The 13,847-nt window shown below is 37.7% G+C and carries 13 protein-coding genes and 1 tRNA gene; 5 read left to right on the forward strand and 9 right to left on the reverse strand.

Annotated features, from left to right (window positions below):
- Window positions 1-45: 45 nt before the first annotated feature.
- From ftsY to CSP5_RS02190, 3 genes are read right to left on the reverse strand one after another with little or no spacing between them, the layout of a single operon-like run.
- Entirely contained in the window at window positions 46-978 is a 933-nt protein-coding gene (gene ftsY, locus CSP5_RS02180; protein ID WP_083705194.1) for a signal recognition particle-docking protein FtsY, read from the reverse strand.
- On the reverse strand, window positions 896-1,312 hold the full coding sequence (gene pfdA, locus CSP5_RS02185) for a prefoldin subunit alpha (protein WP_077075925.1): 417 nt from the start codon (window positions 1,310-1,312) through the stop codon (window positions 896-898). The genes ftsY and pfdA overlap by 83 nt, the downstream gene beginning before the upstream one ends.
- Window positions 1,313-2,563 carry a phosphoglycerate kinase gene (locus CSP5_RS02190; protein ID WP_021789076.1) on the reverse strand — a complete coding sequence of 417 codons (1,251 nt, stop codon included), beginning with the start codon at window positions 2,561-2,563 and terminating at the stop codon, window positions 1,313-1,315.
- Between the two features lie 114 nt (window positions 2,564-2,677).
- Here CSP5_RS02190 and CSP5_RS02195 point away from each other — a divergent pair, with 114 nt between their 5' ends.
- A complete protein-coding gene (locus CSP5_RS02195) occupies window positions 2,678-3,109 on the forward strand; it encodes a bis(5'-nucleosyl)-tetraphosphatase (protein ID WP_021789075.1) in 432 nt (143 codons plus the stop codon).
- Here the strand turns inward: CSP5_RS02195 and CSP5_RS02200 are convergent.
- The 4 genes from CSP5_RS02200 to CSP5_RS02215 form a co-directional block, all read right to left on the reverse strand.
- Window positions 3,106-5,565, reverse strand: a complete 2,460-nt coding sequence (locus CSP5_RS02200) for a hypothetical protein (protein WP_077075927.1) — start codon at window positions 5,563-5,565, stop codon at window positions 3,106-3,108. The genes CSP5_RS02195 and CSP5_RS02200 overlap by 4 nt on opposite strands.
- 149 nt (window positions 5,566-5,714) lie before the next feature.
- Entirely contained in the window at window positions 5,715-6,287 is a 573-nt protein-coding gene (locus tag CSP5_RS02205) for a sugar O-acetyltransferase (protein ID WP_021789073.1), read from the reverse strand.
- A gap of 48 nt (window positions 6,288-6,335) precedes the next feature.
- Window positions 6,336-6,417: transfer RNA gene (locus tag CSP5_RS02210), tRNA-Ser, on the reverse strand.
- Between the two features lie 67 nt (window positions 6,418-6,484).
- Window positions 6,485-7,081 carry a 50S ribosomal protein L15e gene (locus CSP5_RS02215; RefSeq protein ID WP_021789072.1) on the reverse strand — a complete coding sequence of 199 codons (597 nt, stop codon included), beginning with the start codon at window positions 7,079-7,081 and terminating at the stop codon, window positions 6,485-6,487.
- Between the two features lie 180 nt (window positions 7,082-7,261).
- Here CSP5_RS02215 and CSP5_RS02220 point away from each other — a divergent pair, with 180 nt between their 5' ends.
- Complete coding sequence (locus tag CSP5_RS02220; RefSeq protein WP_077075928.1) at window positions 7,262-7,546, forward strand: hypothetical protein; 285 nt, start codon at window positions 7,262-7,264, stop codon at window positions 7,544-7,546.
- Here the strand turns inward: CSP5_RS02220 and CSP5_RS02225 are convergent.
- The gene (locus tag CSP5_RS02225) at window positions 7,517-8,860 is read right to left on the reverse strand and encodes an AAA family ATPase (RefSeq protein ID WP_021789071.1); all 1,344 of its coding nucleotides are present in this window, start codon (window positions 8,858-8,860) and stop codon (window positions 7,517-7,519) included. The two genes, CSP5_RS02220 and CSP5_RS02225, sit on opposite strands and share 30 nt — an antisense overlap.
- Before the next feature lie 77 nt (window positions 8,861-8,937).
- On the opposite strand from CSP5_RS02225, the gene CSP5_RS02230 reads away from it, so the two are divergent.
- Window positions 8,938-9,933 carry a GHMP family kinase ATP-binding protein gene (locus tag CSP5_RS02230; protein WP_148689560.1) on the forward strand — a complete coding sequence of 332 codons (996 nt, stop codon included), beginning with the start codon at window positions 8,938-8,940 and terminating at the stop codon, window positions 9,931-9,933.
- Window positions 9,934-9,961: 28 nt separating this feature from the next.
- On the opposite strand, the gene CSP5_RS02235 is transcribed toward CSP5_RS02230, so the two are convergent.
- Window positions 9,962-10,438, reverse strand: coding sequence for an NUDIX domain-containing protein (locus CSP5_RS02235; RefSeq protein WP_172399376.1), 477 nt, complete (start codon window positions 10,436-10,438; stop codon window positions 9,962-9,964).
- 158 nt (window positions 10,439-10,596) lie between these two features.
- Here CSP5_RS02235 and thsB point away from each other — a divergent pair, with 158 nt between their 5' ends.
- Window positions 10,597-12,225, forward strand: a complete 1,629-nt coding sequence (gene thsB, locus CSP5_RS02240) for a thermosome subunit beta (RefSeq protein WP_148689562.1) — start codon at window positions 10,597-10,599, stop codon at window positions 12,223-12,225.
- Window positions 12,226-12,264: 39 nt separating this feature from the next.
- Entirely contained in the window at window positions 12,265-13,767 is a 1,503-nt protein-coding gene (locus tag CSP5_RS02245; RefSeq protein WP_148689563.1) for an oligosaccharide flippase family protein, read from the forward strand.
- Window positions 13,768-13,847: the final 80 nt, after the last annotated feature.

Genomic DNA, 13,847 nt, shown 5'->3' on the forward strand with positions numbered 1-13,847 from the left:
TTTAAAACTTACTTCCGGACACACTAATTACAATAATTCAACATCTCATCCAAATATCTTTTTAATAATAAACTGTGGATCATATGGGATGAGTTCTTCCATCTTTTGGCCTACCCCTAAAAAATAGATTGGTTCCTTAAACATGTGAGCAATGGAAAATATGGCACCTCCCCTTGCATCAGTATCTAGCTTGTTTACAACTATACCATCAAATTTTATATCTTTTAGAAAGGTGGTTGCCTGCTCTATTGCATCACTTGCTGCCATGGCATCAACCGTAAGGAATGTCATATCCGGTTTTGCAACCCGTTTTATTTTCTTCATTTCATCCATCAGGTTCTTGTTTGTCTGCATTCTTCCTGCTGTGTCTATGAGAACAAAATCAAGGTTTCTTGCTCTGGCATGCTCAATGGCGTCAAACGCTATTGCAGATGGATCACTTCCCATTGTTTGTGATATAACCCTTATTCCAAGTTCGTCACCATGATATCTTATCTGCTCTATGGCCCCTGCCCTGAAAGTATCAGAAGCGGCAACAACGACAGATTTTCCCTTATTTTTAAGCATGTATGATAGCCTGGCGATTGTGGTCGTTTTTCCCGTTCCATTTATCCCTATAAACATTATAACCAGTGGTTTCCTATTAATATTAAGTAAGTCAACACTGGGTTTAGCTTTTAATAATATTTCAAGCAGTATTTCCTTAAGACTCTCAATGGCCTCTGTTCTTTTGAGTCTTTTCTGTTTTACATGTTTCTGCTGAAACATATCCAGTATATATTCAACAGTTTCCAGGGAAACATCAGATTCAAGCAGAATTTCAAAATACTCATCCCTGAATCTGGAAAGTTCTATCTCGTCTTTGTTTCCTCTGAAGAGATTTCCGAGTTTCTCCTTAAGAGACATCTTGCTTCTGGCTTGAATTGACTGATTGAACAATTGCCTGATATCTTCTGAGCGCTTCGGCTCTTTGATCATTTAGACTCTGTAGTGATTTTCTGACCTCTTCTATTTGTCCCTTAAGTCTTTCTATTGTTCTTTCAGGTTTTTCCTCTATGAAGATATCTGAGCCTACTGCTACCATTACTTCTTTTTCTCTTTCTATTCTTCCCCTGGCGAAAACGCCTCCCCCAAGCGATATCAGATTTTCTGAAGATTCTGAAACTTCCTTAGACTGTAACACGCTGAGAGCCTTTCCATAGTCTTCAATTCCCTGTGTAAGTAGATTTATCTGTTTTTCTGAAGAATTTATAAAAGATTCAAGAAATTCCAGTTCTTCTCTCACATCAATCCTATCCTCGTTGTTTTCCATTTATTCCACCTTCTCAAAATATTGCCTGCTTTCCCTCAATGACTCAAGTACAGGCATTGGCTCACCGGATAAATAACTTATGAGTGCCCCACCACCAGTTGAGATGTGGTCTATTCTGTTCTCAATATTCAGGGCCTCTATAGCTGATATTGTATGACCGCCACCGGCTATTTTCATTGCAGTAGATGCTGCAACCTCTCTTAGGATCTCAAACGTTCCAAAGCTGTACTGTTCAATTTCATACATTCCCATTGGACCATTTATGAAAATACTATCAGCTTTCCTTATCTCCTCCGAGAACTTCGCTATACTGTTCAGGCTTATGTCAGCAAGTATCTGATCATCTGGTATTTCCTCTCCTTTCTCTACCCTTCTATTTGAAGGATTTAGAACAAAATCTTCAGGAATGAGTATTCTGTTACCATATTTTTCAAGCAGTTGTCTACAAATTTGAAGATATGCATCGTATTTTTTATTGTTCTTAATTATGAAATCCTCATTCTTCTTTCCAATCTTATTCCCAGATGCCCAGAGGAAAGCGTTTGCTACAACTCCTCCGACGATTATATGATTAACTGTATCCTTGTCAAGGAATGATTTTGCTACGGTTATGGAATCCTCTATCTTGGCGCCTGCAAGTATGGCAAGATTTTTACTTCTGTCCCCTTTAAGAAATACATTAAGGGCATCAGTTTCTTTCTGTATTAGAAGACCTGCAACATTAGGCATTTTTCTTGAGAAACCCGTGAGAGATGTCTGTGATCTGTGAATGGCAGGGAACGCATCGTTCACAAAATAATCGCAAACTTCTGAAAGGTTTCTGATAAAGTTCGAATTTTCAACAGTTTCCTTATCTTCTGGGTCAAGGACAACATCCTCGGAGAAAAATCTTGTATTCTCCAGCATAAGTATCTCTCCATTTGACATTTGCTTAATTGCAGAGATTGCGCTTGATCCGTAGAGGGAATCGATATGTTTAACCCTTCTACCGAGCAATCTCTCAAGCTTCCTTGAGTGATTTAACAGCGAGGTAAAATCTGTTTTGCCGGGTCTGCTCTGATGAGCTAGAATGACCAATTTTGCACCCTTTAATCGTTCAATGGTTGGTAGGTGGGATTTGAACCTTGTATCACTCATTATCTCATTTGTCACGGGATGTATTGGCGAATTCAAATCCAGTCTTAAAAGAACAGTCTTTCCGCTAAAGTCGAAATCATCAAGTGTGAAGAAGTCTCTTTGCCTCTGATCCATACAGACCCATAATGCCCTGAATACATAAATTAATTGTGAATCTATATAGTCCTCAAATTGATTTATAGCAATTGATATAAATCAACATTTTATAATAACATGTAATACTCAATAATGGTTCACGAAAGTAGTTCCGGAATAGTTATTTTCAGAAGAATGAATGAAATCCAGTTTCTATTCCTGATGAAAAAGGATGGTAATTTAGATTTCCCGAAGGGACATATCGAAAAAGGGGAAAATAAGACAGATGCAGCTCTCAGGGAAACGCTAGAAGAGACAGGAATAGAATGCAAAATAATTCCAGGGTTTGAAGAGAAGACAGACTACTATTTCTATTATGACAAGAACAATATACACAAGGATCTAACCCTGTTTCTGGGTGAAGTTGAAAAGAACGTAAAAGTTAAAACATCAGATGAACATGAAGCCTATGTATGGTTAAATTATGATGAGTCATTAAAGTTTTTGAAGTTCGACAATCAAAAAAACATAATCACAAAGGCATACAATTTTATAAAAGAAAAATTATACGTAGAAAACAATTAATTTCCACTACCCTTTACTGGTTTCTTTTTATTAGCTCTCCATCTTCTAAACGCCCTAATTTCTATATATAGATCACCAAGAATTACGAGCAAAACTATTAGATCGAAAAGATAGAAATAGCCCACGAGAGGTGTTAATAAAATCTTTAATTGTGGTATGAGTGTGCCCGCATCCATATCAACATAGAAATAAAGTAGGTTATTAATGGCATCCTGAACAGGTGGTGATGCCACGGAAATACCAACCAGTGGTCCTGTTGAATTCTCATTAGTGTTATTGTTTTCATATTTCACAAGTGGATTACCAAGTGTATAAAATCCGGGATTTCTTGCCCTAACTGTAAAGTTGAGGTAAATAGTTTTTCCTGGAGAAACCTTTTGATATATCTTACTTTGAGATGATCCTGAAATTATGTGAATGGATTCACCATACTCTCCTGTAAATGCTGTTTCATTTATGGATAGGTTTTTCAGGACATTTGTATCTTTGTTTGTAACACCAATGGAAACAGCAAAATTATTCGCGGTTAGATTGGATATTTTTTCTGAGAATTTCAGTTTTGCCGGGAAGTTTGCATTTGTATTATAATTAACTGCATCTGGGTTTATCACTCCGGTTGTTTGATCCATATTTGCGTGATTTCCGAAGTTTACATCGCTGGCAAGTGTTTTGTTGTTGGTGTAACTGTAAAACTCATATCTGTTATTATTGTTTATTTCTACAGGGAAGCCTGTTACAATTAAGGACTCTGTGGTTCCTGAGAAATTTAAACTGCGATCATAGTTTATCAGTTTGGCCATGGTAAATGAATGCTTGTTTCCGGAGGATGTATATACATGGTTCTGCTCAAAAACAGAAAGGGAAAAACTAAGGTCAGATTTTGAATTAAAAAGTTTAGATAGTCCTGAGAAACTGGAAAGATCAGATGCAACTTCACTGGAATGAACACTTCCTCCCATCATTATAAAAGAATCAACAGGGCCATTTTCTGATACTGAACTTAAATTTCCATCTTGAATAGAACTCTTAAGTATTAAACTTGATTGACTATTTCCATAGAAGGCAGCATTATTCTCTACAAGTTTGTTTTCAATATTTTTGTAGTCAGGAATAAAAGAGAATAAATAAACTCCAATCTGTGGTATTTTAAGACTGCTTAGATTGACATTTAAAGCAAGAACTGACTTAAGCGAAGTACCGCCTACTGATGATACAAAATTTGAAGCAGCTGAATATGTTGAAGACTGTCCAGAGTTAGAAGAACCACTGGTAATAAATAGGACCATTCCTCCAGGCAAAAGATTGAAAACCTGAGATATTTGATTTGAATTCAGATCGGCTGTACTAAACAAATTATCAACCCCAAGCTGAGTTAGTAAATTAGAAATATTGTACGTGACAAAGTAGGCAGACATTAAAGTTGAATTAGTAGCCATTAGTTGATTTCTGGCACTGTTATTGGATTGCATAGTTCCATATACATTATACATTGATCCAGTTTTCCCTATGAACCCACCGGCAAAGGAATATGTGCTATTTTGATCTGTATAGAAATTTCTATCCGAATTCAACACCTGAGTAGCGAAACCCTCGGCAAATGCCTTATCAATTGAAGGTTGAGGCGCGACTTTCTCATCATTGTTTAGATTTCCTGAATGCATAACAGGAATAGAAAATGAAAGTACTACAAGTAAGGTTAGTATAAGAATTAGGGCCATTTTAACAGTATCCTTATTTTCTTTAACCTGCTCTTTTTCCACGGTCTTTCCAGTATCTTTTTTCTCCTTCTTAGCGTATCTATTAATCAGATACCCTACAAGCATAGCAACTATGGCAACTATAAGAAAATCTTCAATCGCCTGTAAAAGCAATTCTCTGAAGAGAATTGGTCCATATGTTGTTACCATTGTACTTATTGTCGAAGTAGAAAACGATCCTGATGAACTGGAAAGTGGATTAGAAGTTCCCTTTCCGAGGAAAGAGGAAATTGTACTTAGTATCCTTTCAATTAGGGGCTCTGATAGTATGGCGGTCATGGAACTTCCCTTTGGGACAGGGGGAAGACCTGAATTTGTTACACCACTTACTGAGGTTGAAGTGGTTAGTTTCAGCAGTGAGCTTAATGCACTGGTTTCATTGAACAGTATGAAGTATAGAGAAATACCCATTACCGATAATATTGATGCGTAAATAGAAGCAGTAGATATGAATGCCTTTCTGCCTTTTCTTGCCCCCACTCCAACTGCAATTCCTGTAAGGATAAATATGGGAATCAATATGGTCTCCTTTAATGGATTTCCCAGTAGAAACAATAAAAGTCCTGAAATTATTACAAGAGGCGTCCCAAAGGATGGCCCCATCCACTGAATCAGAGGTTTGTAATAAACTGTTAGATAATAATAGCTTGAGAATAAAACAATACCGAGTCCTAATAAGTATGATGTTAACTTACCCACGGGTGTATATAATTAACCTTATTATAAATTTTATATAAATGAAGGGTTCAAAATCAATGCCAAAACTGCCAGTATATAATCAAGATCATAAAAGAAATAAACAAAGTCGAAAGATAAAAACTTATTTTCACATCCTTTAAATTATATTATTACGAAACTTTTTTTATTATTTTTGCTGGATTTCCTCCAACCAAAACATCTTGAAGGACATCTTTGGTAACCACAGAGCCAGACGCAATTACTGCTCTGTTTCCAATGTTCACTCCGGGATTTATTATCGCACCTCCGCCTATCCAAACATCATCGCCAATAGTCACTGTTTTTCCGAATTCAATACCTCTTCTTCTTACCTGACTATCCAAGGAATGGGATGCTGTGTATATATGAACTGAAGGTCCAAGCAGTACATTGTTTCCTATGGTTACCCTGCAAACATCAAGGATGACACAGTTATAGTTTGCATAGAACATATCCCCAATTTCTATATTATACCCATAATCACAGCGAAAAATAGGCTCAATATATGGGGTCACTCCAACCTTATCAAAAAATCCTTTAAGAATTCTATTTCTTCTAGAAACCTCATTGACAGGGATTGTGTTGAATTCATCCAGGATCCTTCTCGCATTTTCTCTGTCTTCAGCGAGCTGAGCATCACCTGAATAGTACGGCTCTCCAGAAATCATTTTTGCCTTTTCACTCAATTTATCTTTATCTGCCATACACAAAGAATTATACCTGTCCTAATAAAACAATAACAACTTATATAACGCCGGGAGAGAGATTCGAACTCCCGATCCACAAAGGGAACCAGATCTCAAGTCTGGCGCCGTACCACTGGGCCACCCCGGCAAACCTGTATGCCAAACCGCTTTAAATGTAAACAATATAATGATAGACAGTAAAGAGATAAACTTCTTTATCTTCTTAATCTGTCATTTGCTCTTATGGAAGGTCTGCTCTTTGCTGATCCCTGTCTTCCTGTTCTCAGCCCCCTTCCTTTGTAACCAGCTGATGTGAGACCCCTGTATACTCTGCCCTTGTTTTGTGGTTCAGAAATCCATGAGATTCTCTTATCGTTGTAAATGGTTGGCTGGTTTTTATCCACAAGAATAATCTCATAGTACTTGTAGAACCCATCTTCTCCAACGTAATAGGAGTTCAGAACTTCAGTATTTGGATATCTATCTGCAGCCCTTTCTTCTGCGATCCACTGAATGCTCTTTTTTCTTGTGAGTTTGCTGTAAGCCAGTCTTCTTGGTCTCCTTCCTCCCATTATTTTAGGTCTGTTTGACCCTCCTCTTCTGACTCTTGATCTTACCACTATATACCCTAACTTTGCCTTATATCCAAGTGATCTTGCTCTATCCAGTCTGGTAGGATGTTCCAGCCTTTCTATGGAATTTCCCTTCCTCCAGTCTATCATCCTTTCTCTCTGAAACAACAGGATTTCAGACTTCTTTGGATTCTTCCACGTTTCTGCGATTTTGCCATATAGATTTGAATGATTAACCATTTCTTTCTACCCTTAAGTAATGTAATGGTGATATGAAGCTATAATAAATAATTTTATGGTATTTGTAGATCTAAATTCTGTTTTAGCTCTTAAAAATAAGTGATTTGGTAGAAACTTGCAGTAGCGTTTGAATCTCTTAAATAATCAAAAGCATTTTTAAATATTCTGATATATAGAAACGTGAAAGGTTCACCATACAGGAAAAGATATATTCTCATAGAGTTTTCAGAAATGAAATCCGCAGATTACCTTTCCATGGAATGCAGGAGGATTTTTAACACAAGAGAAAAATACAGGGACAGGTCATTTATTATAATTAAAACCGACCAGTTCCTTAAGGATCAGGTTTGCACCTTTGTAGAGCAGAGAATCAGGGGTGTCAGGATAATAACCGTAAGTGGAACAATAAAGAAATGTAAGAGAACGATGGGCGCACTAGTCAATGAACATCTCCAGATCATTTAGATCAAGAGTTTCGATAGCCTTAAAACTTCCACCGGATACAAATCTTGAGTTATGTTTATCAGCTTCATTATTAATGTAGTTCAAAAGTTCAACGGTAAAACCTTTCCTTAATCTGGACATAACCTTTAACACTCCTCTCATTTCATATGCCTCTTCTTTTGACATATGTAATATTTTTGAAAGGTCCTCTGCAACAAGGTTTCTCGACCCTCTGCTCTTTTTTGTTTTGCTCATCTGGCTGAGGTAATTTGAGAACTTGAATGGAATAAACACCCCTGTTTTACCCTTAAATCTGGTAGCAAATAATGCCTCAAGATCTTTAACATAAACGAGCATTCTATAGTAATTATACCTGTGCGCAAACCAGTTCATTTGATCAATAACCGATATATAATCGAAAGCATCAAGTGCGCTTTCAAGGTTCTTTGCCTGGGAAAAAACATTTTGTGATACCCAAAGGAGAATCTGTCCTGAGTCTGAATCAGAACTGTCAATAAGGGAAACATTATCAGAATAATTGTCCCTGTGAAATATTCCAGAAAGAGTGTCCCAGATAATTGACTGTTCATCTCTATTACCAGCACTTATAAGAGATTCTGACTGTGACAGTACGTAAGCTTCAGCATCATTGATTGAAGCCCTTATGTCAGGCAAATCTCCCTCTATAATTTTTTCCAGTGTTACTCTCTGGGGCTTAAGACCCAGTCTTGAGCTGACTTCCAATATTCTATTAGTAAGAGTTGTCACAATATTTCTATACTCTGTCCCACCTTTTCTTGAAAATATTTTCTTTATTTCTACAACTTCGCACAGGTTTATTATGGTTGCAGCATTAGATCCTTTTCTGTACCTGAAATTTGCAAAATCATTCATCGTGATGATTATGGGAATCGATGTATTTTTTAGAATGTCAACAATTGCCCTGTATCCACCACTTTCTCCTGTACCTCCTTTTGTACTCCTTTCATAGATATTGTCTGCTTCATCAATCAATCCTGCTTTCTTTCTGCTTCCTTCTTCGTCCCATGTCAGGTCCTTATAAAGGGAAAACATTCCTATGGTTCTTTTAATGAAATCTTCAGTTCTCCCCTCTGATCCATTAATCTCGATAATATCCCAGCCTTTGCTGTTGGAAAGAGCATATGCTATGGAAGTCTTTCCAAGTCCAGGCGGTCCAGCTAGTATGAGTCCTCTCTTTTCAGGTTTACCACTATCCCATGAATCAGCCCAGGCCTGAATTTTTGTTCTATCTTCTTTTATAAGAAATACCTGATCAAAAGTCCTGGGTCTGAGTTCCTCATTCAATATGCCCATTTAATTTCAGCATTGCTAGACTGGTTAATAATTTCTTCCATAGATCATTTCAATATATCAGAAAGAAATTTCCTAAAGTGAAAAGGTTAGTCTCATACAGTCCTCTGAGGGTTAGTTTTCTTGGTGGAGGAACAGACATTTCTCCATTTCTTGAACAGCATGGAAGCAGGGTATTCAACACCACCATAGATCATGGGGTACAAGTAATTTACACACCGGACAGTTACCCTCTGGAGGTATCTTCAAGAGACTTTCTTAAAACTGTAATAATGGGAAATGAGCATGGAAAAAATTTTCAGAACAAAATTCTGGACCTTCTTTCAGATTATGGAATTAAAAGCGGAAAGATCTATATAAACGGGGAGGTACCACCAGGTTCCGGACTTGCTTCTTCAAGCGCAATGGTAACCGCATTGATGAGAATCATACTGGAAATCAGAAATGAATATGAAGATCCAATGCAGCTTGCAAGAATCTCCTATGAAAAGGAGAGGAATTTCTTTGGAATAACCCTGGGTATTCAGGACCCATATGCCATATCACTGGGCGGTTTCAAATACATGGAATCGGATGGAAGTAAAATTAATGTGAAAAAATATGAAAGAAACGAGTTTCTTGAGGGCATAGGAGATGGCATGCTCATATGCTACACCGGTGGTACAAGGGAGAGTTCAGAGGTACTGAAGAATCAGGTTGAAAAGTCCTCACAGAATGATTCTGGAACAATTGAGAAGTTGCAAAAGATAAGTGATCTCACGGCAAAACTTGTTAAATCAGTACAGGAAAAAGATTACAGTACTTTCACAGAACTGATCAATGAAGGATGGAATGTAAAGAAGACTCTGAGTGAAAAGGTCACAAGCAGTGCGGTGAATAATATAATAACTACTGCTCTGAAAAATGGCGCAGACTGCGCGCGGTTGCTTGGAGGAGGAAATCAGGGATTTGTACTGGCAATCGGAAAGCCAGATAGGCTCTGGGAAATGCAGCGTTCACTTATGGGGCTTTCTGATTTTGTGGTTAGGGTCAAACCAACCACAAGGGGAACGTTCATTACCAACGAAGAGCAGTAAGCTAAACGATATGCACAAAAAGTTTACCTTAATCATTATTTATGCTCATTTCATACAGTATGTTTTTCAGGCTATCATATATTCTAAAAGTAAGACCCCATACTATGTCTCCATTCCATTTGATATAATCTCCCATACGCTCGTCATGGGCTCTGACTTCTGAACCAAGCTTATACCATCCTCCCCTCTCTATCTCTGAATCAGGATTGACTGTTAGCATCTCCTCGCATATATAAACAAAAGGATGAACATTTATGGATGAAGATCGCACCGGGTGGAATACTTTGTGCTCAAATTGAAAATAGACTAACTGCTCCTCAATTCCAGTCTCTTCCCTCAATTCCCTTAGGGATGCTTTGTATGGAGTTTCACCATCCTTAACAAATCCACCAGGAAAGCACATATCTCCAGACCATGGATCATCAGGCCTTGCTCTTCTCTTAAGAAGCAGTAAATGACCATGGCTCAGGAGTACGCTTACTGCAGTTTCATTTCTGGCGTCCATATTGACATGATGCTCCGGGAATAAATTATCTTTTTTAAATCTCTTAATCATTAATAGAGAATGTGAAATCTGATTTATCATGGTATTAACATCACGTTAAATAAACGGTATAATTCTGAAATGTTTATATAGAAGTTTATTTTTACTATGTGATTACAATGATGGGAGGACAACCAATATTCATATTAAAAGAAGGTTCCAAAAGAGAAACCGGAAGAGACGCGATGAAGGCAAATATTGACGCTGCAAAGGGTATTGCCGCTGCAGTAAGAACAAGCCTAGGACCAAGAGGAATGGACAAAATGCTTGTAGATTCACTTGGTGACATAGTCATAACAAACGATGGAGTAACCATTCTAAAGGAAATGGATGTAGAACATCCAGCAGCGAAAATGATGGTTGAAGTATCCAAAACTCAGGATTCTATGGTAGGAGATGGAACCACAACCGCTGTTGTGATTGCTGGTGCGTTACTTCAGGAAGCCGAGTCCCTGATTAACCAGAATGTCCATCCAACAGTTATAGCTGAAGGATATAGGATGGCTGCCCAGAAAGCAAAAGACATTCTAGAGGCTGCAAGCACACCCGTAAAGATTGATGATAAGGCAAAGATCGTTAAGATGGCAGAAACTTCCCTTAGCAGCAAGTCTGCAACAGGAAGTAAGGTAAAACTCGCTGATATTTCATACGAGACAATAAAAGCAGTGGCAGAGAAGACAGAAGAAGGATACAAGGTAGACATGGATAATGTGCAGATTGTCAAGAAGCAGGGTGGAGATATTGACGATACAGAACTCATATATGGTATAATAGTTGACAAGGAGAAAGTTCACCCAGGAATGCCAGATGAGGTGAAAAATGCAAAAATCGCCGTTATGGATGCAGCTCTGGAAATCAAGAAACCCGAATTCGACACAAATCTAAAAATTGATGATCCAACCATGATACAGAAGTTTCTTTCACAGGAAGAACAAATGCTTAAGGAAATGGTCAAGAAGGTTAAAGAGACCGGTGCAAATGTTCTCATTACTCAGAAAGGAATAGATGATCTGGCACAGCATTATCTCTCAAAGGAGGGAATATATGCAGTGAGAAGAGTCAAGAAGAGTGACATTGAGAAGCTATCAAAGGCAACTGGTGCATCAATAGCATCATCAGTTGATGAACTTTCACCATCTGACCTTGGAAACGCTGCATCAGTAGAGCAGGTTAAAATTGGCGATGACTACATGACCTTTGTCACAGGATGCAAGAACCCAAAGGCTGTGAGTCTTCTCATAAGAGGCGGAACAGAACATGTAGTTGACGAAATAGAAAGATCCATGGTAGATTCAATTCATGTTGTTGCTGCAGTAATAGAGGATGGTAAGTATGTGGCAGGCGGTGGAGCATCAGCCGTTGAGATTGCAGTAAAGATGAGAGATTATGCAACTCAGGTTGGAGGCAGACAGCAGCTCGCCATAGAGAAATTTGCAAATGCAATGGAAGAAATACCAAGAGCACTCGCTGAAAACGCTGGTATAAACGCAATTGACATATTGATAAATCTAAGAACTGCTCATGCTAAGGGAAAAGTGTCATACGGTCTTAATCTGTACACAGGAGAGATAGAGGATATGACAAAAGCTGGAATAATTGAGCCTATTAGAGTTGGAAGACAGGCAATTGATGCAGCTACTGAAGCGGCAGTAATGATCCTGAGAATAGACGATGTCATTGCAACAAAAGGATCCGGCAGTGCCTCACCACCAGGTGGAGCACCAGGCGGAATGGGCGGCGAAGATTAATCTTTAAACTATTAATACAACCTTTTAATATACGCTAAATTGCTTTCTAATAAATCTCCCGCTATATTTTTTCAAACTTTCATCTCATCACTATTAGGTTATATTGCACTTTTTTTTATTAACCGTTACATTGGCCCTGTTTACTGGGGATATCTCAGTTATGCCCTAGCATTCGGTGCTCTTTTTTCACTGGTTACCGATCTTGGATTTAACACAACATATGTAAAATTTATATCCGGAGAGGGTGACACAGCTGAAGATATGGGAGCATATCTTGTAATTAAGGTAGTTTTAAACGTAATTTATGTTGCTGTAGTTTTAGGTTCTTTATTATTCTGGACAGATGTCTTAAAAAGGGGTTTTCAGAACCCTATAGAATACTGGACAATTATTGCAGTAATTCCTTACTATACAATTTTGAACATCATGCCTGTATTCAACAATTATTACAAGGCCAATATGCAATCATACAACATAGCAATGCCACGATTGATAGAATCCGTTTTCAGGAATTCTATATTTATTGGGATAGGGGTCCTTTACTATTTGCATATAGAAGGCTCACTTGGAGCAGGAATTACTGTAATACTGGCTCTCCTCTATAGCATTTCATATCTTATTTACATCATATTACTGTGGCTTCACGGGCGTCCATGGGTTTTCAAGAAGCCAGCAGTTGAGACAATTAAAAAGTACATAAAATTTGCAATTCCACTTGCTTTTGCAACAAGTATAGGAATTGTAAATGGAAACATTGATAAGATCATCGTCCAGTTCTTCTGGGGAGCCGTAGCAACTGGAGCACTTTACACAGATCAGAGATTAATCTCAATAATAGCAACTTTAACTGGGCCAGTTACTATATTTCTTCTTCCATTACTAATGAGAAACCTTGAGGATACCAAGGAGATCCAGAATACAAAAATAATGGAATATGAAAGAATTCTATCACTTATCTCAGCTCCCTTTGCTATGATACTGTTTTTTCTGTCCCCATTCATCCTTAACATATATAACGCAAGATATCTGATGTATGCATCATCACTTAGCATAATAGCAGTTGGAGGATATGTTGGCGCTTTAACATATCCATTTTCCAGTTCCATAATATCAAAGGGAAAGCAGCATATGGTTGCATGGATATCTCTGAGTGGAATAATCCTAAACATCATATTAAACGTCATACTCATACCCACTACCATTCTTGGATTCAGATTAGGATCACTTGGTGTTGAAGGAGCTACCATAAGTTACACGGCAGCTAATTTTTTAGTATATTTTCTTTACAAGGAATATTTCAGGAAGATTAATGAGACCAGGACAAGGTCCACTGCTGTTATCCATATTGTTGTAGCTTTTCCGAGCGCTTTGGTGTTATTACTTTCTGCGATCTACTTAAAGCCTTACTCATTCATAGTACTGTTTCCAGTTATACTATTGAGTCTGTTACTATATTTAATAATGAGTCTATCACTAAAAGAAATAACTACTGGACAGATTAAAATGCTTATAAGGAATTTGATCCCCAGGAAAGATCAGTGAATCCATGGTATTTACTTTCATATTTGTCACTTTAGATATAATCTAAATCAAATTTTATGTATAAATATATCCGTATAATT

Source organism: Cuniculiplasma divulgatum (assembly GCF_900083515.1).
Taxonomy (GTDB): Archaea; Thermoplasmatota; Thermoplasmata; order Thermoplasmatales; family Thermoplasmataceae; genus Cuniculiplasma; species Cuniculiplasma divulgatum.